Raw genomic sequence first — 25,537 nt, 5'->3', positions numbered from 1 at the left:
TATGCCAGTGATGGCGAAGTCTATCGCATCTATCAACAACGCTCTTGACGCTTCTAATGTACCAACAGGGTTTTTAAGCACATCTTCGGGTATAGAGGTAAGCTGCTGGGTCATAAATAAGTAAGTGCTGCTATCAAACTCTATTTCAGGCGTTAATTTTTTCATTAACATGCTGGGTTTAGCGTTTACATTTGTCAATGGCACAACTAAGCGAGTGGCCAATTGATCGATTACCGAATTTTGGACGTCGACTAGATAAGGATAAGCCTCTCTCGTTTTCTTACTTGGATTTTTGTATACATCAAATTGCGGCATTAAAAATCCCTGTACTCATCGCTTAAACTACCGTTCTCGGCGACAAATTCATTGTAGGCCTCTACCGCAGCCTTGTTTTCTTGTTTCCATTTTTCAGCTTCTATAAATTTAAGTTTATTGCTTAATGCTTGCTCTAGGGTTGCAGACAAGTTAATTTTTAAGCTTCTGGCCTTTTCTAACAAATCACTATTGAGGCTTAAATTTGTTGCCTTTTTAGGTGCGGCTAAATCGTAAAGGTCTGCCATTGCTATGCTCCAACTTAATTTTTAATCAGTATACGCATAGTAATGCGCATTTAAAAGCATGGTTGGCATATGACTAACACATCATGCTCATTCGCTGCGCTCATTGGGACGTTAGCCATTCAATTCTCTATTTGATTTTGGTAATCCATTGGATTACGCTCTGTGAATGCAAAATACAATAGCCGAACTACCTGAGTACATCAAACGTACTGATTCTCTTTAAATGAATCAGAGCGCAAGGATGTTATTGACTACTTATCTGAGCATCCCAAAGCGGGGACTCTAATGGAAGGTACTGGTGGTATTCGGAAATTGCGTTGGAGTAAAGGCAATAAGGGTAAGAGCGGAGGCATTCGGGTAATATACTACTATCATGATGAACGTATTCCGCTTTATTTATTAACGATGTTTGGGAAGAATGAACGGGCTAATTTAACGAAAACCGATAGAAACTCTCTTTCGAAACTTGTCAAAATATTGGTAGTAAAAGCTTTGGAGAAACATAATGACTAGTGCATTTGAAAGTATTGCTCAAGGTCTAAAAGAAGCAATAGATCTGAACGATGGCAAAAAAGTAGCAGCCAGAGTTCATAGAGCTCCAGACGTTAATGTGGCTGAAATACGGCAAAATCTTGGACTAACTCAAATGGAGTTTGCTTCGAAATTTTGTATTAGCGTTTCAACTCTACGTCACTGGGAAAGAGGTGATCGTAATCCACATGGCCCAGCACTTGCTTTGTTAAACGTGGTTGCTAAAGAACCTCAAGCGGTTTTGCGAGCACTTGGCTAACAAAAACATGAAGTCGGACGTTCCCGAAGAGCACGGGCCCCCCGCTTATGGTAATTGTTATGAGCCAATAGACTATGACATTTTTTGAATTTTCCGTTCTTTTAATTCCAACCTCTTGTCTAGTGTTCGCCTACCTGTTTTGGGTTCGTGCTAAGGAAAGGCCACGTTATTTTACTGCTCTTTGGTTGGTGTTTCTATGTTTACTATTTATCTTGGGTTGGCATACTTGGGAACCAGAACATGAAATTAGCCAATTCGGCAGTGCTTTATTGGTAAGTGCTAGTATTTGGTTAAATGGTATCCCCATGGTTACTACAATAAAAACTAGTAAGTTAAGATTTTGGGTAATTCCATTATCTGGGCTGCTGGCTGTTTTATCGGTATATTTTTGTTTTTACCTTTTAGCCATCACCAATCAATTATGGGGGCTCTAATGGCACATAACAAAAAAATCATTGTGGGAATTTTACTCGCTGAAAAAGCGCTCCTAAAATCCCATATGTTAAGCGTTATGTGCCAAGGAAATTGAAGTGGGGTTAATTGAATCTATATTGATTGGTTTGCAATTTGACCGATTGCAAAAACCATTGGTGTTTTTCTCAATGCTTATTGGCTTTTTCTTTTTCTCAGTCGCAGGGGGGGGAGTTCTTTATGGCGTATCAGAAGTAGTTTTTAGCGACAAGGAGGGTAAAGATGCAATCATTGGTCCTTTAGTCGGGATGATCGCTTTTTCTCTCCTATTCTTTGGGCTGGCTGCGGTTTGTGGTCATTTTATAAAAAAGTGCGTGAGGTAATGTCACATAAGAATATTGTTAACTGCCTATGAAATTGACCACCGACTTTGACAAACTAGGATTTCATGACGCTTCAATTGAAAAAATTGAGCGTCAGTCTGAATCTGTTATTTTGGATATAAAAGGTGCATTTATTTCAAAAGAACACCCTGGGTCAGGAGGCCAAGACTGGAAGGTCGAAGAAGCTACATTAGAAATTCTCGGTGTAGCTGAAGAGAGAGCCACCTATTGGGATGATGACAAGGCGGCAAAGGATCATCCCGAGCCAAAATTTCCCCTGGATGAAATCATGCATGCATATTTTATGGATGGAGTGTTTTTATTCGAAGGGTTTAAACAAACAGAACCATGGTACGAATGGTTTATAACTGCAAATTCATTTATCTTGGAGGTTAAAAGTGCATCCAAGCTCAGCAGTTAACAAAGTAAGCAACCTTACTCCGCATTGCGTGGTTCGCTTCGCTCACTTTACCACGCAATGCTACGCTCGGTTATTACGGCGTTAGGCGCAAGGGAAATTCATGCATACATTAAGATTCAAAAAGATAGATGCTTTTGCCTCCCAATATTCAACAGGGAATCCAGCAGCTGTAGTATATCTTGACTCAGCAGAAAAGCTTTCCAGTGCGGAAATGTTACAACTAGCAAAAGAACTGAAAGGGTTTGTCAGTGAGGTTGGTTATGTCAGTCCAGGGACTGATACTGATTACCACCTTCGCTATTTTTCTTCTGAAAGAGAGGTAGCCTTCTGCGGACATGCAACAATAGCTATCCTAAACGACATAGTCGCCAATAGTGAGGCAATGCAAGAAAAGTCAATATTGTCTATCTCGACAATGACTGATCGTTTAATGGTTGAAAACCGTTACAAAAGTGAGAAAAGCGTTTATATATCGGCACCACCAGCTCGGTTCTCCTCAAAAAATATTAGCATAACTGATATTGTCTCAGCATTTAATTGTCACATTAATGACATTGACCAATTACAACCAATCCAAATTGTGAACGGAGGGCTTGAGACTCTTATTGTCCCTATAGCTGGACTAGAGTCCATACTTTCTGTGACGCCAGACCTTCAAACTCTCAACAAATTTTGCATACAAATTGGAGTGGATATTATTATCTTGTATTCGTCAGAAACTGTTGCTCAAGAGTGTAAATATCGGACGAGAGTTTTCGCACCAACATTTGGTTACCTTGAAGATCCAGCAACAGGTTCAGGCAATTCAGCTTTAGGTTATTATCTCTTAAAGCACGGAAAGTGGGATGGCGAGATGATAAAAATAGAGCAAAATAGTTTCCGAGACTCCCCGAATTACGTGCAGATTTTTTCAACAGAAACTGATATTGAAAATTGTCAGGTCTGGTTTGGTGGAGGAGCAGTCTTAAGGATAGATGGGGTATATATTTTATGCTAAAAAAGCTTGCCCAAAATGGCCCAACAAGAAAAGTAAACGGACGGTTTCACCGCCGCTTATTGTGGTGTTACACCCGACTTAGAATTGAGTGAAAACATGTATATAGGAGAAGTTTCGAAGCTAACCGGCGCGTCAAAAAAAGCGATCCATCACTACGAGGAGCTAGGGTTGTTGTCGGAGGTGTCTAGATTAGGAAAGTACCGCATTTATGATAAGCATCATGTAGTTATAATCTCAATGATAAAGCGGGCGCAATCTCTGGGCTTTAAACTTTCAGAAATGCTGCCGATGATGAAGGTTAAGGCGAAAGAGAATCGCTTTCCGATCGAGATTGCTATAGATGCAATAGAGCAAAAGCAGAAGCAAATTAAAATCGCGATCGAACAAGCCAAACAGTTAGATGTTGAGTTAGGGTCATTAAAAAAAGAACTGATTGATCAATTTTCGTTTGACCACGCAGACAATTAAAAACGCTTGACTGTTCCCCTAGGGGAAGAGTTTATAGTCTTGTCACTTAATAATCTGATAGGTGAATATAAGATGTCTAATGTGTGTTTAGTAACTGGGGCAAACGGTCATTTAGGGGGGAATTTAGTTAGAGAGCTCATAGCGCAAGGAGAAACGGTAAGAGCAGGTATGCGTGATATTCAAAATGTGGATGATTTTTTTCACTTGAATTGCCAAGTCGTTTATACCGAAATGCAGGATATAGAATCAATGAAAAAAGCCCTGGAAGGTGTTGATATTTTATATCATGTTGCAGCTGTATTTAAGCATTGGGCTAAAGATCCTATTAATGAAATCGTCGAGCCGAATGTGAAAGGGACTGAAATTGTCCTTAAAGCTGCGGCACAAGCCAATGTTAAAAAAGTTGTTTATGTTAGCTCGGTTGCGGCTGTCGGGCATGATGGGACTTATCTTGATGAAAATAGTTGGAACGCTTTATCTGACAATGCCTATTACAACTCTAAAATAAAATCAGAGCAAAAAGCATGGGAGCTGGCAAAAAAGTACCAACTTTGGATGGTTTCCGTTCTACCCTCAGCAATGATTGGTCCCCATGCCAATCGACTGACAGACACTATGCAGTTTATTGAAACAATTAGAACCAATAAGCTTTTAGTAGATCCTCATTTTTTCTTTAATTTCGTTGATGTTCGCGATGTGGCAAAAGGCATAGTGGCTGCTACTACGAAAGGTAATTCTGGTAGCCGCTACATATTGGCAAATAACAGAGCTTCGTCACTTCCTGAGATATACAAAGCAGCCCAATCGGCAGGAATTAACCTTAAGGTTCCAGCACGCTTACCAAAATGGTTGATGTATTTTATTGCCTTATGCTCAGAGCTAGGAGCTAAGATGACAGGTAAACCAGCTGAGCTTATTAGAAGCCAAGTGGCCTTATTCTACGGCGTAAGGCAAGAGTATGAGATAGCGAAAGCACGTAACGAACTGGGATACGAACCTCGCTCAGCCTCAGAAGCTTTACTTGGCGTATTTGAGTATCTTAATGGGCGCCAAAGTGAAAGATAGCATAACAAGTCAATGCTCGCGGAGCCAGCGACGTTGCCAATCATTTGTGATGTTGCTACGCTCCGTTATACCACTAAAATGGCTCCACTTCGCTGGGCCGCTGGCAGCACTTGGAAAGGAATCATATGTTTAAGCAAATTGGTCTTTTTGGAATTAGCTTGGCATTCATTACACTACTTTTTTCATTCTATGCCGCGTGGTATGCAGATATTCAGGTTTCGTTGATAAATAACGTTCTCAATAGCCTTATTTTTGCTTTCGTCGCCAGTATCGGTTTTGCTGTAGGTTGCAAAATTACCAACTTCCAATTCAATTTTAAGCAGCTTTCGATTGCAGCTATTGGCGTCTTTTTGTTTAATCACTCTCTACAAAATATACTTGATACAGCTAGCAAGCCTATCTTTATTAAAATATTAGTAATTTTTGCTGTAGCGTTACTTCTTTCCTGGCGCTTACCTGTCATCTTCAACAAACGTGCAGCTAAAAAATGAATTATGATGTTCGTAAATTCACCGAGAATCTTACTCGCAGGCCTTCGGCCAATGGGCTCCTAAAATCCCCATATGTTAAGCGTTACAGCACGTAAGCCTATTAATTTTCTGTATAGCGAAAAGGCTGGTTTCTTCTGTATTTCTCTGACTTAACTAGTGCTTTTTTCCGCTATCGACCAACCGATTTTTTATTTCAAATATTTCCAGCTAAAATGGTTTTCTCAATACCAGTTCAATGTACCACCATCGATAGTTGTAGTTTTCTGGCGGTTTGCTTTAGTCTAGGGTAATTATTTTAATCAAGGTTGTTGTGCTAATTGCTTGTGGCGGCAAAACCGCGATAGTGAAGTGGGGGCGCATTAATAAACAAATATTGCTGACCCAAACCCAATTGCTGCTGCTCGTGCCTCGCCAAGTATAGCCAGCAAGTTAGCACTTTTAATACGGAGGTTAAGGCTCTCAAATGGAACCATCTGCACTCGGTAAAAAATACGACAAAATTGCTCAGTGGTGGCATGACCAACATATAGAGTCCTTTTATGGTGTCAGTCAATTTGAACGAGCCATTGGATATGCCTCGAATGGTGGAAAAGCACTTGATGTAGGTTGTGGTGTCGGGGGAAGGTTTGTGAATATATTGCAACATCGCGGCTTTTCGGTTACTGGACTTGATGCTTCCAAAGAAATGGTAAAGCTGGCTAGCAGTAACCACCCAGAACACTATTTTTTACACCAGGATATTTGCTCATGGGATACAGAAGAAAAGTTTGATTTCATCGTTGCGTGGGATAGTATTTTTCACTTACCGCTTGTTATGCAAAAGCCTGTTGTTGCGAAGTTATGCCAGTTTTTAGCCAAAGGGGGGGTATTAATATATACATTTGGCAATGACGAGGGAGAGCATACTGATCAGTGGCACAATGATACTTTTTACTACAGCTCTATTGGTATTAACGAAAATATGAAATTACTTATGAATAATGGACTTTCTATTTTACATCTTGAGCTAGATCAGTATCCTGAAAAACATGTTTATACAATCGCCACTAAGCCTTAAGAAATGTATCTATTTGACCGCTTTGGGTAGCAAATTATAGCGGCGTTAGGGCACAAAGGAATCAAGATGCGGAGTGAATTTCAATACTTTATGAATCAAGATGATCATGCAATCTTTGACGATCATCTTCGCAGCATTGATGGAGTGAGCATCAAGCAAGGGAAGGGCTTTGATGAGATTTTACTAGATGATGGCTTCATCCAGTATAAACGAAGCCTCTTAGAAGACGGAATCCTAACTTCCGGTCGCATTGCAATTGCTTCCACTGACTTGGATGGTGCTTACAACTTCTCATCACATCAGGCTGTTGAGTCACTGTACAAAAAATTAAGAAAATGGCTTAAAAATCGTAGCGTCAATTCCTTAGTGTGTTACAACGAGACGTCAGAGAAACCTGCGAAACAAGCTGTTAAAACCTTTTGGCTGGGAACTGGCGCTGAGAAAGCACTCACTGATTCAGCGATTAAGCTAAAGCAATTTAAAATGGGCAAGGCCGTATTCGAGCTTGCATAAAACCCCAACAAAACGCTTCGGCCGACGGGCCAAAGGCGCACACGGCTGAGCGTAATCGTTGAGGCTGTAGAAAATGGTCGAAGCCAAAAAGCTATCGTGCTCTGCTTTAAATGTAATTGTTGTTCAATAGTGAAAGCTATCTAGGTTTCACATAGCAGCGCATTTTAAAGTCAGATTAGGCTAATTTTTATAGTCAATTTTAAGGTGAGGGTTTTTCTACACCCTAATTATATGTAAAAGGAAGTTATGAGCATCGAATATAAAATTAATCACCCAATAAGTGCGGATCAATTCATAGCGCTGTTGACTGATTCGACATTGGGTGAGCGCCGACCAATTCAAGATCGGGAATGTATTGCGGGTATGATCTCGAATAGCAATCTTACGGTTAGTGCCTGGGACTCCGAAAAGTTGGTGGGTATTTCTCGCTGTATGACAGATTTTCATTACGCGTGCTATCTGTCAGATTTGGCCGTATCTGAAAAATATCAAAAATTGGGCATTGGTAAGCAATTACAAATTCTCACCCAGAATCAGCTTGGGCCACGTTGCAAACTAATCCTTATTGCAGCACCGGCAGCCAATTCATATTATGAGCATATTGGTTTTTTAAATAATCCGCGTTGCTGGGTGCTTGAGCGTGATGCAAGTGTTCACAGCTAACAAGGCGATTAAATTCGCTCCCTACAGTCGACGGACGTTCGCTTGCACCGTATATGACGGTGTTAGCAGCCATTCATCATGAATAAATGGCGTATCGAATATAATGCTAACTACACTAAAACTCCCTTGAGCTTTTGGGAGCACAAAGATTTGGATCATGAAGTTCGGGCATATGCGAAAGAATTTGATCCGAAGTTACCAAGGGCGATACCTTGTAGAGGCTTTCCAATGCTCATTGTTGATGTACTTGGTGTTCAATTAATATTTGCATCAGTAGCTGAAGTAGAGCACTTTCTATTTGTAATTGGTCAAAAAAACATGCCTACAACGCAGCAACTGTCTAGGCAACGTATTAACAATTATGGGACGAATAGACATTGGTTACGCCGTTTACCCTCTAGTATCAAAGCTTGGTCTAAAAGAAAGCGAATTATTCCAATAGTGGAGAAAGGGTTGCATGAATTTCGGGAAGGTAGTGCTTTTTCAACTGCTTAAAAATAATATGCGGTTCTTAGGGGGCGCATTATTTAACTGTTATGCTACAAGGAACATACAGTGTTAAGACTTACCGCTATTATTACTTCGTTGCTGTTTGTGACTTCATGCGCAGCAACTTCACCTCAATTGAATTTAGGTACTCCTGTAAATATTTATGGTGTTTCATCGTTATCACCACAAAATGGAAGTTGGTCTGTTATCACTTCAACTGGTTATCAAGTTGTACTTGGGACAAAGCTAAACGATAACAGTAGTGGCATCATAAATATGTCTCTATATCAATTACCTGAATTTTATTCAGACCAGGAATTCCTGACACACGTGGTTAAGCATAGAGCATCCTCAGCAGATATCGGCAGGTTTGAACTTAAACAAAATACCGAAGAGTTAGTAAAACTAAATGGTGCAACATGCGTAAAGCACACAACCATTTCCCAAGATAACAATGCCAAAATAGACAGCAATAAATCAGCGTCAATGCAGATAGAATATCTTGGCTATAATTGTATACACCCTTTTAAAAAATCTGTAGGTGTTCACACAGAATATTCTTTCCGTCACTTTAAAGACAAAGAGCACCCAGAGCTAACTAAAAACGCGGAAGAGTTTTTTAGTAACATAAAATTTAAAGAGCTTTAGTAGCATAACTAGGTGTTAGGTCTCTATTATTTGATTTTTAACCCTAAATCCCTGGAGAAACCAGTGCAAAATTTGTCAATACTGCGTTTTCTGAGCGCCTTATGCAGGTAATGAAGAGACTGAAAGTGGAACGCGCACTACATTCTTAAAAGGATCTCACAGGGAAATTCAGGTATTACGCAAGAAATTTGTGGGCAAAACTTGGAATATTATGATTGGTGTAAGTGCAATCAATCACGAAGGGGAATATGGTGCTAAATTCTTTTATCCTGAAAATGCTATAAATACCGATAAGTCGACATGGCGGACGTTTTCATTTTCCAACGTCAAGGCCGTCAAAAAATGAACCTTCAACCTAACAAGTCTATAAATTGTGATTCGAACTAGCTTGTCAGATTCTATTGCAAACAACGCAATTAAACTGCCAGCTTGTCTTACACATTATTGAGGTGTTATGAAAACGCACATTGAATAAACGCGAGTAAATAACAATCGCATGTTCTGGGTCAAAAAAGCCGTTCTTTGTTTCTCTGATTTTTTAGGCCAGTGATGCGAAGTGTTGATCCGCTAAGAGGAAATTTCAGCAATGGATATAGTGATAGAGATACTTAAAAATACTTCGCTGTGGGAGATATTATTTCTATTTGGCTTAATTTATTTATTCTCCAATCGGGGTTTTAGAGAGCGTATAACCAAAATTAAATTTGGCGATTTTGAACTTGAGCTAATGGAGTTGAAGAAAGAGGTACAGGAGGGCAAAGAAAAGATAGTTGAATTAGAAGCTGAAGTTGAGAATGATCGCAGGTTGTTTGAAGATATTTTGGACAGTTTCGACCCTAGTGCGCCTGTAAGCGAACTAGCGGCGGCAAGAAGAGCAATTAAATCTGAAGCTCAGAATCTTTCGGAAGTTGATTCCTTGAGGAAGTACCTAAGAATGGGCGCACAACCTGAAGAGCTATATGTGGCTGCCGTTAGTATCAGAGAACGACGCCCTGTCACTTTACTTCCTGATTTAATTGGCTTTCTTGATGAGTTGTCTGATGATCGAGAGCTCGGCGGCTTTCGGTTGAATACAGTTTGGACTCTAGTAAGCGCCTTACATTTAACACTTATATCTTCAATTAGAGACGGAGTAGGCTCCAAACTGAATCAAACTAAGCTTAATCAGGCGGAGAAAATGCTCTGCAAACTCGAGAAGCATACAAAGGTTCAGTCTGATAGACCTGACAATCCCTTGAAGGGAATACGTGGACCAGTAAAGCATGCGTTAAACTGGGTAAAAAAGGGAATTAAAGATACGGCCTAACAAGAAAAATGTACACGACCCAATAGTGTTTGGCTCTTTTTATCATAGCCTAGGGCAATCCACAGAATCGGTCGCGTTATTGGCAGCGTTATAAGACTTGGAGAGTTCGTAAATGTATGAGAGTCAAATATTTCAGCAATTTTGATTAGTTGGTTTTCAATATTATTAGTTATTTTTGTTGTTTAATTTTGCTTTTAGTTTAACTGCGTGGTTTCAGTGGTGGAAGTATGGGAACAAAAAGTTTTTTCTGAAAACACTTTTTGTTTGGCCTATCAGTTTTTATTATAGGCTTAAATTTGTCGCGTTTGACGATAATGGCAGCTAACAATTTTGGCCACTCAAACACACAAGAAACCCGCGCCAATGCTTTTAAGCGTTGGGTATAAATGTATTTTTAACTACTAGGAACTGTTAATGATAATTAGAGATGCGGTTTTAGGTGATGCCTCAGAAATTGCCGAAATCTACAATTTCTATGTTGTAAATACGTGCATAACTTTTGAAGAGAGAAAAGTTTCAGATGAAGATATGTCTATTAGACTTAGCAAAGTCGCAGACTGTAATTTACCATGGATTGTAGCCGTTTTAGATGAAGCAATTATTGGATATGCCTATGCAACCAAATGGAAGGAAAGAAGTGCTTATCGGTTTTCCGTAGAGTCAACGATCTATCTTTCTAGTGAATATCATGGAAAAGGTTTGGGTGCCGTTTTATATGAATCGCTCCTTAGTAAGCTTAAACCTATCGGGATAAATAATGTAATTGGAGGCATAACTTTGCCTAATCCAGCTAGTGTTGGCTTGCACGAAAAATTGGGAATGGAAAAAGTCGCTCATTTTTCTAAAGTAGGCTTTAAATTTGATAAATGGTTAGATGTTGGGTATTGGCAATTGAGTCTACGTACCTAACGACAAAATTAAGTTCGCCGGCTACGCGCTCTGGGACGCTAATATGTGAAGTGACTCGATTTGCTCTGGTTTTAGTCCACATGCCAGCGCTCCTTATTTAAAAGTTAGGTGCACAAGTATCATGTTTAGAGTTTTTATTTTGTTGATTAATTTTGTTTTAGCTGATTTTAGTTTAGCGACAGAAAAGGTAATTATTTCAAGCTATGCCAAATACCTTGCAAGCAATCAGCTTTTAATAAAGGGCGAAGTTTATACCTTTGATGAGCTAATGGCACATTTGGAAAAGGAGACTTCTCAAGGCAATATTATCGACCTTTCAATTTCTGGAAAACCTTCTGAGCAAGATTTGATATTGGCTTTAGCGGCTAAGATCCAACAAAGACCTGAATATAAAGGTGATGGCGTAGCTGTCTTTATTATTTCGTGGTAATAGCTGCGTGGTAATTTTTAGATGTAAACTTAACAATCACATAACGTTCATTCGTTGCGCTCTTTGAAACGCATTAGGTAGTTGGCTTGGCCATTTTTGCCGTCGGGCTACACCCACATATTTGGACGTTTTATTCTAAGGGTCAGGGCAATAAAGTACTTTTTGTATTTTATTGGTCACTAAGATAGCAATGTCATGTCGTTTTGTGGAAAAGCCTGCTTTGCATTGCCATTTCCATTCCGAGCAGACTGGCTTTCAAATCTTTTCCATACACGTTCGTGAAAATAGAATACAACGGTATTAACCGCAGGCTCTACAAGGGCTACTGCACCACCTATAACGGCACTGCCAGTTAATAAATAAGTTACTGTAAATGCCACTGAAAAGTGCAAACAAGCGAAGGTAATTGTCTTTTTCATAATATTTTACTCAATTAGAATTTAAATCTGATAATGAGAATTATTATCATTAATGGGTTTGAAAGCCAATTGATTTTTACGAACACTGTCATCAAATAAATCAATCGTACAAAGTAGGGCGTATTGTAATTACCGAAGAAGTGCAATGCGGTCGACTTAAAAAAGCGGCATTTCAAATCATATTTATATACTGATCAGAGCATTTAGAAAAAAAATTTGTAAAGCATTAGCAGCTATTTCTATCATCACCTTTGCTGAATTAAAAGAGTCTCAAACTATATATTTATGGACGCTAACCCAATAGAAAAAAGGTAATTAATGCCGCTATTCAAATACGATAATTTCTAAGTGAAGCTTAAATCTACTACTAATTTATAGCCATATTGTTTGAAGTAAGGGGGTAGAAAATGTGAAGATTTAACGCAGATTGCATTAAATAAGAGACGCTCCTGGTACGGCAAATAAGTTCTTTAACAATCTTAAATATCGACGCCAACCTCATGTTGATGATTGGCTTGTAGTCGTTATAAATGAACAATTGACGGACAGAGCAGGTTTGAGCGTAAATAAACCAGCTATACACTCGTATCAACGGCTTTTTTCGGGGTGAAACTACTGCCGATAGAGGCAACAATAACCAAAGCAATGGCAGCCCATTGTATTAAACTTAAGTGTTCGCTAAGAATGGCCAAGCCTGCAAGCGCTGCAATGGCTGGCTCTAAACTCATGAGTACGCTAAATGCCTGTGTAGGCATGTTTCTAAGGGCGACCATTTCCAAAGAGTAGGGCAAGGCACTGGATAGCACGCCAACCAATAATCCTAGTGGTAAAACTTCCCAGCTAAATAATGCTAATCCTTGGGTCACTGCGCCAACAGGAAAAAGCATGATGGCCGCCACCGTCATACCTAAGGCCACTGTCACGCCGCCTGATACTTGCTTGCCCGAGCGAGTGCCAAACAAAATATAACCTGCCCAGCATCCGCCAGCACCTAGTGCCATTAATGCACCTACTAAATCTAAACCTTCAGTACTGCTCAAGTCAGGCATTAGCAGTACGATCCCTGCTATGGCACAGGCAACCCAAAGAAGGTCACTTTTTTGTTTAGAGGAAAACAATGCCACAGCTAAAGGACCCGTGAATTCAAGGGCGACGGCTATGCCTAGGGGAATGCGTTCTATTGCTAAATAAAATAAAATATTCATGCCGCCTAAACATAGACCGTAGACAACAATGCTACGCCATTCATGGCCATGAGGAAGGCTACGCCACGGACGAAATACTAACCAAAGTATGGCTGCTGCGAATCCTAATCGTAGTGCAGTAGTGCCTTCTGGACCAACAATCGGGAAAAGTTGTTTGGCTAAAGACGCCCCCGACTGAATAGTCACCATTGCCAACAAAACACAGCCTATGGCAGTGAGAAGTACACGATTGATTTGCATCGAGATATTCCCGAAAAATTAATAAAATGAAGTGGCCGCATTTTACATGAAGAAATATGAATTCACACTGCATCTTGCCTATTTCAAGCTGTAATATTGCTGCCGGATATGACGAACTATTTTTGTTGTGTTTGGTGCTTTATTAGAATAGCTCAAAAGAATTAGCATGAAAAAGTGGGCGGGAGCTATTTTTAGCATAATTCGTCATAGTTTGAAGGCTAAATCTAGGCTGTATTTGTAGAGTGGTTGATTGCTTCCTCTATTCCAGATTTTGCAACGTCCATATTTACAATTGAATATTCTAATTATACTAGTGATGAGAGTGCTTTTTACCTTTCTACTTATTTATTTTTAACTACTAAACTGATAATGGGTCTATTTCTGATTGTTGCAAAAAAATTATTGGGAAGTTTGTTGGTTTTAATTCACAATTTGATTCCAGCGCTACTGAGCTTTTATCAGCAGGAACTTTTTTACTAGGGCTATATTTCATCTTTAACGGTATTGTATCTCTTGGGCAGTATTATTTAGTGTTCAAATCTTTATCGGAACCTGAGCTTTTTTATTTTTGGCAAGGAATTGTGAGCCTAATATTTGGCCTTACGCTGAGTGTGTTTTCTTTTAGTTTATCAAAGTGGTGGAGACTTATAAGGTTTGCAGGTACATAACAAAGTTAATCAAGTGAGTTCCTTCATCGGCGGACGAATATTCGTTGGCTGGGGCTCAATTTTCGCCAATTTTAGCCGACAAGCTTGCGCTCCATATGTGAAGCGTTAATCTTCTGGGAGATGTCCGATTGAGTATTCGTATCCGAAAAGAACAATCAAGCGATGTTCAAAGTATCCATGATGTTACTGTTGCAGCGTTTCTTGATGTAGCACATACCGATCACACGGAGCAGTTTATTGTTAACGCACTTCGTGAATCTGGTGTGTTATCGGTTTCCCTTGTTGCTGAAGATGAAGGCAATATCGTAGGGCATGTGGCGCTTTCTCCTGTAACTATTACTGATGGTGCCAACAGTTGGTATGGTTTGGGCCCAATCTCAGTTCTTCCCAATAATCAGTGTAAAGGTATTGGCTCGAAACTCATGAATGCAGCTATTCAAGTGCTAAAGAATATAAAAGCTAAAGGTTGTGTTGTGCTCGGAGACCCAAGTTACTATCATCGTTTTGGCTTCAAGCCTACAGAGGGCTTGGTGCTACCTGATGTACCACCGGAGTATTTTCAAGCCTTGTTGCTTCAAGGAGATGCATCTCAAGGAGTTGTTACTTATCATGAATCTTTTTCTGCAAAGGGGTGAAAATGAATATGCGGCTAATAGTAACCGCATCATTTAACTGTTATGGCTATCAGGAAATTCCGAATGATTAAATGGATATCGTCCTCTTTAGTAATAAAGAAGACGAAAATCAAGGTGTAAAGAGCCCCTATGCCGCTATAAAGGTTTGTTTTGACGAAAAAAATGCGTGGGTACATTGGCCAGAAAAGGAACCACAGTCTATTGCTTGGAATGAACTTATTGGCGTAGCGGTGGAAACAACTGATGAAGGTCCATTTGTTGAGGATGTGTGGTGGCATTTGGCAACCAAAGACGGAGTTATAACTTATCCTAGCGAGGCCACTGGAGCCGGTGAATTTCTGAGGCGCCTTCAAGATATTCCAACTTTTAATAATGAACGGCTCATAAAATCAATGTCATCTACAGAGAATCAAACCTTTATACTTTGGGATCATGAAGGGCGTCATGAATAAATCGATAACAATCGGCTCAAACCGACCTCCACTACATTGCTCGTTTGTGCTTTTCCGCTACACTCGAAAAAAACTATCAGTCCCGTTCGGCAGCTTAGCCGGACGTCATATTTACTGCATATTATAGGAGCTCAATTGCTAAATTTAGCCAGAATAATAGTGTGTTTATCTAGTTCGCTCTTTCTTTTAGGGTGCGTCAATACAAACAAATCCATCGAAAGAAAAAGTTATTTCCCTTGGGAAAATGAAACTGGCTACTCGCAAGTGGTGAAACATGGCAACACTTTATATGTCTCAGGTATCACAAGTGAAAAGACTACTTTTGATGGGCAAATAGATGACATTTATACTAACATCAAGAAAATGTTGGCTGACTATGGTGTTGGTATGGATGCAATTGTAAAAGAGGTTATCTTCACTACAGATATTGAAGGGTTGAGGGCTGCTATTGCAACGCGAAAGGCTCACTTTAACGGTAAATATCCATCTTCAACTTGGGTTGAGGTTAAAGGACTCTGGAGCAAATCTCACTTGCTAGAAGTTGAGATAGTTGCTGCGTTACCATAATTATAACAATACGAGTCAGTCACACAGTTTACGTTAGTTTTTCAAGGAGGAATTGGATTTGGACGTTATTTTTTCTTACGCAGGGATTATTGCTTCAGTATGGATAGTTATAGGTATTTATATTGCTTCTCGGTTTTATCCAAACTATAGCCATTTAAAGCAATTTTGTAGCGAACTAGGCGCTTTTGGTAGTCCTACTCAAAAACTGTCTCCTGTAATTAATAACTATCCATTAGGGGCGTTGCTCGTTGTCTTTGGATATTACTTAATCATTGCATTTCAGGCGCATCTACCAACTGTAGCAATAGGTGTAATGGTTATTGTTCATGGCATTTGTACTTGGGTATGTGGTTTTTTTCCGATGGATGCCGACGCATATACACAATATCCTTCTAAAAGCTGTAAAATTCACTCATGGTCAGGGCTAATAATGCTCGCTTCATTCATCATTGCTCCGCTAATCGTTGCCTTTTCCAGCTATTATCCGTTGCCACTTCGAGTTTTTTCGGTTGTGTGTGTTTTGGGTTGTTTTTATTTTTCCTATAGATTAGCTAAAGCATTTAAAATAAAAACTGTTCCTGGGCTCCATCAAAGGCTCAGCTACGGCTTTCAGATTCTATGGTTGTTTGTTTATTCTCTCTGCGTGGTAGCTAAAGCCTAACAAAAAAGTGTTAGCAGTTACTGCGTTCAAAAGTTCAGCTATTATCGTTATGATACAAGGAGATTTCGTAAATGTATGAGAGTCAGTCAAATATTTCAGCAATTTTGATTAGTTGGTTTCCGCTATTGTTAGTTATTATCGTTGTTTGGTTGATCCCTTTATTTGTAATAGGAAAGTCAAATAAAGTGGGGAAAAAAGAAAAGCTACTCTGGTTATTTGCTACTTTTTTTGTGAGTTGGGCAAGCTTCATACTCTACTTGATAATTGCACCAATCTTAAAAGATGACGAGTAATCTGCATTATAATAAACCAATCAACTCGGTCTTTCGCAAAAGGCGTGTCAGCCGCTTATTTGAGGGGGGAGGCATTGTGGATAAATTTGCGCACATTTTGAGGATAGGATTAATTTTTCCGGCGTTACTAGCTGGAATCATTTGTTCTATAGGGTTGGTTTGTTTTAATTACACCGCTAATGATTGTTCCGTGTTTACTCGTCTCAGTTGCAATAGCATATATTTATCTTTATCAATTTAAGCTTTGTAGTTTAATCGCCAATAATAGACCTTATCAAAATACTAGAGTCTATTTATTAACTACTATATTGTCTTTGGTATTAGGTATTGTTGCAGTCGGCTATATGTTCCAGTATCTCAATAAAATTGAATTGGTGTTGTTTTATCCAGACATTATATTTACTTTAGCGACTATTCCACATGTGTTTGTTTCTATCATTTTAGCAATTTGTTATTTCAGAAATAAAGCTTAATAAGGCCATTAAAAGCCGGCCGGTAACCGTTTATGGCGGCGTTTATGCAAAAAGGAGTTTTAGAATGCTCTTCGATTGGTTTAGCTCTGAAAAGCCAAATGTATACCTAGGCTCGATAGCAGTGGTAAATGATAGCAATCTTTCCAAAATAGAGTCATTTTTTTCCATAACGGGCAATTCACTACAAGATCATATTCACCAAAAGCTCGAAGAGATTTTTTGTCTTGAGCGTATTTCATCTATCCAAGAACCTAAAAAATCAGATGTTGGTTTGGATGTTGTTATAGTTAGTTTACATGGCGGTGATGCATTTTCCATAAATTTTGGAACCGTTGGTCTACCTATATTTTGGCGTCCCAAAATTAAGTTAGTGTCGCGGCTTTATAATCTTAAGCAAAATAAGACAATTAAAACGTTCAGCGTTTCTAAATCCGTTACATGGGGTGAATTTATAGCTAAACAGTTTAGTCTTAAAGGTCTATTTCGTTGGAGCCCCCTTTACCATAAGGAAGACATGGAAATCTTACTGTATCAGGCATGTTTTGAATTAATAGATAGAATGCGTAAGGCTATTTAACCTGTGGTTATAACAAACAAATTAAATCACTGACTCGCGCTTTTCTCCTCAGTTTATTGGTGCATTAGTCATACGATGAGATTCGCATTACTTTAAATTTCTGAACACTCATTGCGTTTTCCTTTTTCTTCAGGAAATGAGTACCCACCTATCTAGCGTCAAGATAAAGCAGCTGTGCCCTCTACGTGTATTTCGGTAAGGCTGTTTGTTACGTCATTTGCTAAGACAAAGTTGCATATGTAAGTATGGCCGAAAGGACAAATCTGTGGAAAAACGTTCGGGTTTTCCCCGTTTAAAAAGTTAGCTTTTGTTACATATTAAATTCGTTAATAACTATTCTTTTAGGTAAATTCAAATTTTTTTAATCAAGGATAGAGTCGTGAATAAATTACAAAAATTGGCGGGCGTTGCAGCACTTTTTGAGGCTGCTATTTACATATCAGCTTTTATTTTTTATGGCGCGTTTTGGGATTACCCAGTCAGTTCAGATGATACACAGAAGTTTATTTTTCTAACGAATAATCAAGTGGTTTTATCGGTAGTTAATTTAGCTATGTATGTTGTCTTTGGTGTTTTTCTGGCTGTATTAGTTTTAGCAATCCATCAACGGATGCACACTAAAGTCCCTGTTTTATCACAAATAGCCACAGCTTTCGGTATTATTTGGGTTGGCCTTGTCATAGCAAGTGGAATGATTGCAAACGTAGGATTAGGGGCTGTAATTGATTTGTCAGCTAAAAACCCAGAGCAAGCAATGACGCTTTGGGTTGTTATTAATACCGTAGTTGAAGGGTTAGGGGGAGGTAACGAAGTCGTAGGAGGATTATGGGTTCTGTTATTGAGTATTGCAGGTTTAAAAACTGGTGAACTACCTAAATTATTAAATTGCTTTGGTTTATTTATTGGTACTGTTGGTATTCTCACTATTTATCCTGCAGAAGTACTGACAGAAATATTTGGTTTGAGCCAAATATTATGGTTCTCTTGGTTAGGTGTGGCAATGCTTATGCGCTCCAATAGCCCTGCGCAAGCTCGCTAAAATCAATCCCTAAAAATGATAAAGCAGGCGAGTGTAAAATTAACCCCAATTCATATTTATAGAATTGAAAAATCTAGATGTTCAAGGCAAAGTAGATAAAGTTAAAAAATAAACAGAGAAGTAGGAAATGCACAAACAAAATTACCTTTTTTCTACAGGCTCGTTATGTAAATTTTCAACCTATAAAGTATACAAGGAATAATATATGTCTTATGTCGATGGGTTTGTTGCCGCTGTACCAACTGTAAATAAAGAAAAATATATTGAACATGCGAAGTTATCTGCGCTCGTTTTCAAAGATCACGGAGCATTGAAAATTACTGAAAGTTGGGGAGATAACGTTCCTGATGGTGATATTACATCCTTCCCAATTGCAGTGAAGTGTAGCAAAGATGAAACTGTCGTGTTTTCATCTGTTGTATGGCCAACAAAGGAAGTTCGTGATGCCGGTTGGGAAGCAATTATGAACGACCCTAGGATGGACCCAGAGCAAAACCCAATGCCCTTTGATGGCAAGCGTTTAATATATGGCGGCTTCGAAGTTATTTTAGAAGAATAACGTCGAGAAATAGTTAACATAAGAGCAAACTAAGCACGAGGAATGCTGTAACCAGCGCCACTTCTAAAGGAGTGGCGCTGAGTCGTTTTATTATCCAGTTTGAGGAGCGCTTCGCAAAGCACATTAACTAAATGGCAGTTACATAGAATCTGTTACATGCTCAATCTGTTACAAGAGCAATGAATCCTTTAGAACTCGCTAGACTGTTATTTATCTCTTTTTGGGAATGCCAAGTATCTCCAGCGCTTCTTCACTAAGCGCACGTGCCCTTTGAAGATCCTCAAGCCCCCACTTGCTCTTTTGCTCGTCATTTATCATCCATTGCTGTAATCCTGACATAGCTCTTCCAATGGCAATATTTAAACAATTAATCGCTCTTGCTACTTCAGGGCTAGGTGCTTCTAAACACGTAATTTTATTTAAATCATTTCTCACTCGATTTAACTTTTCTAAACTAATATCCATTCTCGTTTTGCGATCGCCCACTTCAGCATAGGCACAAGCACGGTCTATGTAATGAGCAACCGTTTGAAAAGTCGGTGCGGCATTACGTTCTTTGTTTTTATTCGTTTGTTTTTCGCGCAAAATAGAAAATATTATGGGAACGGAAATAGCGGCAACAGCGATAACCGCTGCTATTATCGTCAACCACAGTTGCCATTGTGGCATAGGAGCGCAAAGTGAATCACTCCAAGGAAAACAATAGTTAGTTAAATTTTCAGTTGATGGATGCTGTGTCACTCTAAATACCTTTTAGTGGTAGTTAAGGTTTGGGATTAATTAACCCAGTTTAGTATTAAGTTATTGGTTATGCACACAAACTTCTTGTTTTGGGGCTTCCACAACGAAACATTGCAAGTTACTGGCATATCGTACTAAATGTAATTTTACATAGTTATTTGCTAGTTCTTCGCCAGCGACATAGATAACAGCGTACTCATTAATAGCAAGGATAATTTGATGCCACGTGACAGTGGCAATACCATCACTGCCACTGGGGGCGGCCTTCACTAAAACCTATCTAATCATCTGCGGATTTGTTTGCAAACAATGATAAACTTGAGATTGAGATAATAAATCCTAACGAGCGAGTATGAGGTTATTTAGTTTTTGGAAAACGATGTGTATTTGTTTTATTCCGCTGGCGATTGTCTATCAATTGCTTTGGACCTTGTTTCTCACAGATATGCCTGCGCAATTCTGGACGAGTAGTACATCTAGTCAGTTTGTATTTTTTAAAGGGGTAGGTGAGTTAATGATGTATTCACTTATGCTCTGGTTTTTAATTTCACGAACAAAAACAGATTCATCCACAAGCAAAACCCTATTTTGTACGTTACTTGGCTGCATTATTTTATACACTAGTTACGCTATGTTAATGAGGTTGCCGTTTAGGTCAATAGTCGCTTTTAATTAATGTAAAAACCATCGATTTCAGGCACATTCGTCCTATAGCGCTTACAAAACTAGCTTGTATGTTTATAAGCAATTTGATTTCTACCATTTTCTTTTGCTTGAAAAAGCAAGGTGTCGGCTTCCTTAATGCAGCGAGTTAAATTGTTGTCGGCTTGCACGACAGCTAAACCACCAGAAAGTGTTATTTGAATTTTTTCAGCTGTGCCGTTGAGGGTGAAATCGGCGACCTGACTTCTTACTCTCTCTGCTATTTTAAAGGCAATTTCAATGTTGTCAGTGTGAATCAATGCAATAAATTCTTCGCCTCCCCAGCGGCCTAGTTTGTCATCAACACCTAACGAGTTTTGAATTTTTTGAGATATCGCAATCAACACTTCATCTCCTACGTCATGGCCATATGTATCATTTATATTTTTGAAAAAATCAATATCGAATAAAACGATACTGAAAACTTTGTTAGCGTTATTTTTACTGTTATTGCTACTTTCATTATATTCAGCCAGTTGCTTTTTGGCTGCGTGGGTAAAGCCTCTGCGATTAAATATATTCGTCAGTGGGTCTAAATCAGATAACTTACGCAATTTGTCGTTAGCCAGGGCTAAATCCCGTGTTTTATTGGTGACTTCATTGGCTAAATGCTGTGAACGCAAATAAAGGCTGTAAGAGCGCCAGCGGGCATATAAATAGATACTCAGAAGTGCCAATATTATCCAAAGTATCAAAGCCACATTTGACAAATACCAAGGTGGTGAAACCTCTATGTCCATGGATACATGATCTGCTAACCATTCTCCGTATCTATTCGTGGCTTTTATTTCAAGTACATAATGACCAGCAGCTAGTGATGTATAGGTTATTGAGCGTTTGTTGCTTTTTAGCTCCTGCCATAGAGAATTAAAACCTATTAATCTATGGGCATATTTTATTTTCTCTGGGGCGACCAATTCAGTTGCAGCAAATTCAAATGTGACGACTATGTCACTATCCTCTAACGCCAAAGACAAATCTTTGATCGTTGATAAGGGATCGTTAGTTGTATTAATTTTGCGGCTACCTAAATGTTCATTTAAGATATCGATATGTGTAAGATTTAACCTTGGGTTTACTTTAGGCCTGACAATTTCGTCTGGGTGAAAATGGGTTAAACCGTCTGAACCAGCAAAAAAGATACGACCGTTTGAGTTAATCGATTTACCACCAATAAAATAGCCGCCTTTAGCGGTTCCATCAGTACTGTCGTAAAATTCTAAACTAGAATAGTCTGATGCTATTTTAGCTATCCCTTTGATACTGCTAACCCAAAAATTTTTCTGCTGATCTTTTACAATAGCGGCTATTGAAGCATCTTTTAACGAACTGGTTGGAAACAGCTCAGTAAAGTGCAATTTACCTGTTGTTTCATCTTCGGTCATATTAAACAAACCTTTAGAATTCACTGCCACTAAATACTGGTTGTTAGATTTGCTAGATATCCACGAAATATAATTTCCAGGTAAAGAGTCGCTAGGTAAAGAATTAGGGTTGTTATTATCATATTTATAATTCAGTTGGGTTTTTTCAAGTGGATTGACTTTTATTAATCCTTTCGGCGTTGCTAACCAAACTTTATCCGGTCCACTAACATGAATACCTAAAACTCTGTCGGCTTCGTAGTGATGAATAATTTCAAAGGTATTAGGGTTATAGTGATACATGCCATTAGATACCGTACCTAAATAAAGATTTCCTTGCTCGTCGTTTTCTATTGAGTAGATAGGGATGCCATTTAAACCAACACTCGATACACCATTTTTACTGTCGTTAAGACGTGCTAATCCTACTCGTGTGCCTATCCATAACATGTCATTTGCAGCTGAATAATGGGTTCCTAATAAAATATTGCTCGTACCTTCATTAATGTCATCTTTTTCAAAATTGACCAACGTACTGGAACTTAAGTTTGCTTCGATCTTCCAAAGACCTTCAGGGGAGGTCGCCCAGAGTGTTCCTTGATTATCTACTTCTGCTGCAAAGATAACCTTATTGTCGTCTATAGCCACTCTTTGAAAGAGTAAAGATTGGGGTGAAACCACACTAAATCCGCTAACTAAAGTGCCATATAGAACTTGATCAGAGGCATCTATGAACAAGCTGTTAATTTTCGATTTACTGTCTGAATCAGCGTTTGAAGTTTGGATTGGAGTAAGTGCTTGTCCATTTTTCACATCTGAAAAAATATTTAGGCCAGAGTTAGTGGCTACCCATACTTCACCTGATTTTGTTTGTTCGATATCGTTAACGATATTATGTGAAAGACCTTGCTCTTTGGAAAAGTGTTGCTTTGTAACCGGTTCATAATTAGCGTCAAAGGTATAATGAAAAAGACCTTTACCATTTGTGCCAACCCAAAGGTTTTGGTTTGAGTCGATAAATACTGACCATACCAAAACATCACTCAGTAGAGTGGGTAGCCATTTTTGCGATCGCGTATCTAGCCTAAATACACCAGCATTAGTAGCGAAATACAGTATATTTTGCTGATCAGATACAATTTCATATATGGTTAACATCGCCGGTGAGTTGGGCATATTAACTTCACTGAAGCTTTCGGATAAATTTGCTTTAGTAAATAGCTTCGAGTCCGCTTCGAGCCATAAATCGTTATTTTGGTCAAAATGTAAAGCTGTGACTCGTTGATAGTCCTCTCCTGGATTGGATGAGAGGAGAATATCTTCCATTTTTCCTAATGCATTATTGAAGCGATGCAATCCACTGGTGGTAGCCAACCATAAATTGCCATTCTCGTGATTAAGTTCAAGATCGTTAATACGAGTAGAAAGTAAGCCATTTTTCGTCGTTGCCGTTTGAGCAAAGTTGACGAAAGAATAACCGTCAAATCTGTCTATTCCTTTTTGAGTCGCCAGCCAAATATAGCCATCTAAATCTTGCTCAATATCGTATACGGTTATTTGTGATAAGCCATCTTGGGTACTTAAAGTACGTTTAGATAGCAACGCTTCCTTGGCGCTCGAAGAATAGGCATTTGCTACTATCCCAAAAAAAAGAGCTAGGCTAATCCATAAATGCAAAGTTGATACCTTCCTGTACTTAGTTTTTTTGTTTACATATCATGCTTTTAGGCTAGTTCATTAGCTGCAGATTTTAATATGTAAAGTGAAAGGGCGGTTACTTTAATTAACAATAACACCTGTTTGAACCACTCTGCCAATTGATTCAACGAGACTACCTTATTAAATCATATTGTTAACATACTAAAATAAAACAATGAGTTACAGAAGATATTAGTGATTTTAATGTACGAAGGGCATTTATATTGACGATTATGTTTTTTTTCGGATATGAATAGAGTAACGATTGCCTAAAACTATATTGAATTACAGGAAGTGCTATTAATATTTGGTCGAAAAGTTTGGCATATAGGGTAGGGATGGTATAAAGAAAACAAATAATCAAACATTGTTAATAACAAATGCTTTTTTCTTCATTAGATTTAGATGAATCTCTTACTGATGCTGTTACGGCATTGGGGTATGAGAGTCCAACACCTATTCAAGCACAAGCGATCCCTGTGATTTTGGCCGGCAAAGATGTTATGGCCGGTGCGCAGACTGGGACCGGTAAAACCGCCGCTTTTTCGTTACCTATTTTACAACAGTTGATGCAACACTGTGATGAACCTAGGCCTATCCGCGCTTTGATATTGACTCCGACTCGCGAACTCGCCCAGCAAGTATTTGAAAGTCTCGTTAGCTATGCATTGTATACCCAACTTAGGGTAGCAGTTGCTTACGGCGGGGTCAGTATTAACCCCCAAGTCGCGACGATTGAACAAGGAGTTGACGTTTTAGTGGCCACTCCCGGGCGATTACTAGACCATATTGCCAAAGGTAGTGTTGACGTGAGCCAACTTCAGTTCATTGTCTTTGATGAAGCAGATCGAATGTTAGATTTGGGGTTTAAAGACGAAATCAATCGAATTTTAAAGCGAATTCCAGAACAACGGCAAACCTTACTATTTTCAGCTACTTTTGACGATGCACTATTCAAATTAAGTAAAACCTTACTTAACAACCCTGAATTGATCGAAGTGAGTGAGCGTAACGCCGCTGCCACCCAAGTTGAACAGTTAGTTTACACAGTTGATAAAAATCGTAAACGCGAACTCACCTCTTTTTTGATTGGTTCAAAAAATTGGCAACAAGTGCTTATTTTTACGCGCACTAAACAAACAGCAGATGCTTTAGCTAAAGAAATGTGTAAAGACGGCATTAAAACCGAATCTATTCACGGGGATAAATCACAGGGCGCTAGAGAGCGCGCATTATCTGAGTTTAAGCAAGGAAAAGTGCGCGCTCTAGTGGCAACCGACGTGGCGGCACGGGGCATTGATATTATCGATTTGAAATACGTCATCAACTACGAATTACCTTTTATTGCTGAAGATTACATTCACCGCATTGGTCGTACAGGTCGAGCAGGGAATAGCGGTCTAGCCATATCGCTGATGAGTCCAAACGAACAATATTTATTAGAGGCGGTTGAAAAAGTACTGAACACTGTTTTGTTGTCACAGTGGCTACCAGGATATGAGCCTGATTTGACAAAACAAAATCTGAAAGAGCAACGAAGCAGTAAAGGTAAACAAAAACAACAAGCCAGAAACAAAGCCCTGGGTATTAAAACGGGTAGAAAGCGTAGGTGAATGGGGGGGTTTATGCGCTGGGATTATTTT

The 25,537-nt window shown here is 39.0% G+C and carries 31 protein-coding genes; 25 read left to right on the top strand and 6 right to left on the bottom strand.

The window, feature by feature from the left end; genetic code table 11:
- A partial coding sequence (locus ABWV72_RS20845; protein ID WP_342804456.1) for a CcdB family protein occupies positions 1–315 on the bottom strand: 315 nt, incomplete at its 3' end.
- Complete coding sequence (locus tag ABWV72_RS20840) at positions 315–560, bottom strand: type II toxin-antitoxin system CcdA family antitoxin (protein WP_216046738.1); 246 nt, start codon at positions 558–560, stop codon at positions 315–317. The genes ABWV72_RS20840 and ABWV72_RS20845, both read right to left, overlap by 1 nt.
- A 285-nt stretch (positions 561–845) precedes the next feature.
- On the opposite strand from ABWV72_RS20840, the gene ABWV72_RS20835 reads away from it, so the two are divergent.
- The 16 genes from ABWV72_RS20835 (at position 846) to ABWV72_RS20760 (ending at position 11,601) form a co-directional block, all read left to right on the top strand.
- Positions 846–1,073: a type II toxin-antitoxin system RelE/ParE family toxin gene (locus ABWV72_RS20835; RefSeq protein ID WP_342804455.1), complete on the top strand. Its 228-nt coding sequence runs from the start codon at positions 846–848 to the stop codon at positions 1,071–1,073.
- Positions 1,066–1,350 (top strand): helix-turn-helix domain-containing protein, encoded by a 285-nt coding sequence (locus tag ABWV72_RS20830; RefSeq protein WP_342804454.1) that lies wholly within the window; start codon positions 1,066–1,068, stop codon positions 1,348–1,350. Before ABWV72_RS20835 ends, ABWV72_RS20830 begins: the two co-directional genes overlap by 8 nt.
- A gap of 530 nt (positions 1,351–1,880) precedes the next feature.
- Positions 1,881–2,144 (top strand): hypothetical protein, encoded by a 264-nt coding sequence (locus ABWV72_RS20825; protein ID WP_342804453.1) that lies wholly within the window; start codon positions 1,881–1,883, stop codon positions 2,142–2,144.
- Positions 2,145–2,172: 28 nt separating this feature from the next.
- Positions 2,173–2,565, top strand: coding sequence for a hypothetical protein (locus ABWV72_RS20820; RefSeq protein ID WP_303501601.1), 393 nt, complete (start codon positions 2,173–2,175; stop codon positions 2,563–2,565).
- Positions 2,566–2,665: 100 nt separating this feature from the next.
- Entirely contained in the window at positions 2,666–3,562 is an 897-nt protein-coding gene (locus ABWV72_RS20815; RefSeq protein ID WP_353372875.1) for a PhzF family phenazine biosynthesis protein, read from the top strand.
- 96 nt (positions 3,563–3,658) lie between these two features.
- Positions 3,659–4,030 carry a MerR family transcriptional regulator gene (locus ABWV72_RS20810; protein ID WP_342804450.1) on the top strand — a complete coding sequence of 124 codons (372 nt, stop codon included), beginning with the start codon at positions 3,659–3,661 and terminating at the stop codon, positions 4,028–4,030.
- A 72-nt stretch (positions 4,031–4,102) separates the two neighbouring features.
- The gene (locus ABWV72_RS20805; protein ID WP_216046733.1) at positions 4,103–5,095 is read left to right on the top strand and encodes an NAD-dependent epimerase/dehydratase family protein; all 993 of its coding nucleotides are present in this window, start codon (positions 4,103–4,105) and stop codon (positions 5,093–5,095) included.
- Between the two features lie 125 nt (positions 5,096–5,220).
- Positions 5,221–5,586 carry a hypothetical protein gene (locus tag ABWV72_RS20800; protein WP_303501594.1) on the top strand — a complete coding sequence of 122 codons (366 nt, stop codon included), beginning with the start codon at positions 5,221–5,223 and terminating at the stop codon, positions 5,584–5,586.
- A gap of 463 nt (positions 5,587–6,049) precedes the next feature.
- Positions 6,050–6,643 (top strand): class I SAM-dependent methyltransferase, encoded by a 594-nt coding sequence (locus tag ABWV72_RS20795; protein WP_353372872.1) that lies wholly within the window; start codon positions 6,050–6,052, stop codon positions 6,641–6,643.
- Positions 6,644–6,709: 66 nt separating this feature from the next.
- Positions 6,710–7,156 (top strand): hypothetical protein, encoded by a 447-nt coding sequence (locus tag ABWV72_RS20790; RefSeq protein WP_342804447.1) that lies wholly within the window; start codon positions 6,710–6,712, stop codon positions 7,154–7,156.
- Positions 7,157–7,402: 246 nt separating this feature from the next.
- On the top strand, positions 7,403–7,819 hold the full coding sequence (locus ABWV72_RS20785; protein ID WP_353372870.1) for a GNAT family N-acetyltransferase: 417 nt from the start codon (positions 7,403–7,405) through the stop codon (positions 7,817–7,819).
- Between the two features lie 78 nt (positions 7,820–7,897).
- Positions 7,898–8,314 (top strand): hypothetical protein, encoded by a 417-nt coding sequence (locus ABWV72_RS20780; RefSeq protein WP_353372868.1) that lies wholly within the window; start codon positions 7,898–7,900, stop codon positions 8,312–8,314.
- A 60-nt stretch (positions 8,315–8,374) separates the two neighbouring features.
- Positions 8,375–8,956 carry a hypothetical protein gene (locus ABWV72_RS20775; RefSeq protein WP_342804444.1) on the top strand — a complete coding sequence of 194 codons (582 nt, stop codon included), beginning with the start codon at positions 8,375–8,377 and terminating at the stop codon, positions 8,954–8,956.
- A 586-nt stretch (positions 8,957–9,542) separates the two neighbouring features.
- Positions 9,543–10,262, top strand: a complete 720-nt coding sequence (locus ABWV72_RS20770; RefSeq protein WP_303501583.1) for a hypothetical protein — start codon at positions 9,543–9,545, stop codon at positions 10,260–10,262.
- A gap of 414 nt (positions 10,263–10,676) precedes the next feature.
- Entirely contained in the window at positions 10,677–11,171 is a 495-nt protein-coding gene (locus ABWV72_RS20765; RefSeq protein WP_342804443.1) for a GNAT family N-acetyltransferase, read from the top strand.
- Positions 11,172–11,292: 121 nt separating this feature from the next.
- Positions 11,293–11,601, top strand: coding sequence for a hypothetical protein (locus ABWV72_RS20760; RefSeq protein WP_342804442.1), 309 nt, complete (start codon positions 11,293–11,295; stop codon positions 11,599–11,601).
- Between the two features lie 179 nt (positions 11,602–11,780).
- On the opposite strand, the gene ABWV72_RS20755 is transcribed toward ABWV72_RS20760, so the two are convergent.
- Together ABWV72_RS20755 and ABWV72_RS20750 are read right to left on the bottom strand one after the other, a co-directional pair.
- Entirely contained in the window at positions 11,781–12,020 is a 240-nt protein-coding gene (locus ABWV72_RS20755) for a DUF2061 domain-containing protein (protein ID WP_216046728.1), read from the bottom strand.
- A 575-nt stretch (positions 12,021–12,595) separates the two neighbouring features.
- Entirely contained in the window at positions 12,596–13,465 is an 870-nt protein-coding gene (locus ABWV72_RS20750) for an EamA family transporter (protein WP_353372864.1), read from the bottom strand.
- Between the two features lie 796 nt (positions 13,466–14,261).
- Here ABWV72_RS20750 and ABWV72_RS20745 point away from each other — a divergent pair.
- The 8 genes from ABWV72_RS20745 (at position 14,262) to ABWV72_RS20710 (ending at position 19,389) form a co-directional block, all read left to right on the top strand.
- Positions 14,262–14,768, top strand: a complete 507-nt coding sequence (locus ABWV72_RS20745; protein WP_216046726.1) for a GNAT family N-acetyltransferase — start codon at positions 14,262–14,264, stop codon at positions 14,766–14,768.
- A 71-nt stretch (positions 14,769–14,839) separates the two neighbouring features.
- Entirely contained in the window at positions 14,840–15,220 is a 381-nt protein-coding gene (locus tag ABWV72_RS20740; protein ID WP_353372862.1) for a hypothetical protein, read from the top strand.
- A 135-nt stretch (positions 15,221–15,355) separates the two neighbouring features.
- A complete protein-coding gene (locus ABWV72_RS20735) occupies positions 15,356–15,787 on the top strand; it encodes a RidA family protein (protein WP_342804439.1) in 432 nt (143 codons plus the stop codon).
- 58 nt (positions 15,788–15,845) lie between these two features.
- Positions 15,846–16,448: a DUF998 domain-containing protein gene (locus ABWV72_RS20730; protein WP_353372859.1), complete on the top strand. Its 603-nt coding sequence runs from the start codon at positions 15,846–15,848 to the stop codon at positions 16,446–16,448.
- A 71-nt stretch (positions 16,449–16,519) separates the two neighbouring features.
- Positions 16,520–16,741, top strand: coding sequence for a hypothetical protein (locus tag ABWV72_RS20725; protein WP_216046722.1), 222 nt, complete (start codon positions 16,520–16,522; stop codon positions 16,739–16,741).
- A gap of 537 nt (positions 16,742–17,278) precedes the next feature.
- Positions 17,279–17,791 (top strand): hypothetical protein, encoded by a 513-nt coding sequence (locus ABWV72_RS20720; RefSeq protein WP_353372857.1) that lies wholly within the window; start codon positions 17,279–17,281, stop codon positions 17,789–17,791.
- A gap of 379 nt (positions 17,792–18,170) precedes the next feature.
- Positions 18,171–18,830 (top strand): hypothetical protein, encoded by a 660-nt coding sequence (locus tag ABWV72_RS20715; RefSeq protein ID WP_353372855.1) that lies wholly within the window; start codon positions 18,171–18,173, stop codon positions 18,828–18,830.
- Between the two features lie 205 nt (positions 18,831–19,035).
- Complete coding sequence (locus tag ABWV72_RS20710) at positions 19,036–19,389, top strand: DUF1428 domain-containing protein (protein ID WP_216046719.1); 354 nt, start codon at positions 19,036–19,038, stop codon at positions 19,387–19,389.
- Between the two features lie 210 nt (positions 19,390–19,599).
- Here the strand turns inward: ABWV72_RS20710 and ABWV72_RS20705 are convergent, their stop codons facing one another.
- Entirely contained in the window at positions 19,600–20,058 is a 459-nt protein-coding gene (locus ABWV72_RS20705; RefSeq protein ID WP_353372853.1) for a hypothetical protein, read from the bottom strand.
- Positions 20,059–20,855: 797 nt separating this feature from the next.
- On the bottom strand, positions 20,856–23,873 hold the full coding sequence (locus tag ABWV72_RS20700; protein WP_353372851.1) for a ligand-binding sensor domain-containing diguanylate cyclase: 3,018 nt from the start codon (positions 23,871–23,873) through the stop codon (positions 20,856–20,858).
- A gap of 401 nt (positions 23,874–24,274) precedes the next feature.
- Here ABWV72_RS20700 and ABWV72_RS20695 point away from each other — a divergent pair, with 401 nt between their 5' ends.
- On the top strand, positions 24,275–25,507 hold the full coding sequence (locus ABWV72_RS20695; RefSeq protein WP_353372849.1) for a DEAD/DEAH box helicase: 1,233 nt from the start codon (positions 24,275–24,277) through the stop codon (positions 25,505–25,507).
- The last annotated feature ends 30 nt before the right edge of the window (positions 25,508–25,537 follow it).

Source organism: Aliiglaciecola sp. NS0011-25, from assembly GCF_040370605.1.
Taxonomy (GTDB): domain Bacteria; phylum Pseudomonadota; class Gammaproteobacteria; order Enterobacterales; family Alteromonadaceae; genus Aliiglaciecola; species Aliiglaciecola lipolytica_A.
The sequence above is the reverse complement of the archived record's forward strand: the minus strand, read 5'-3'. Positions and strand labels throughout refer to the sequence as shown.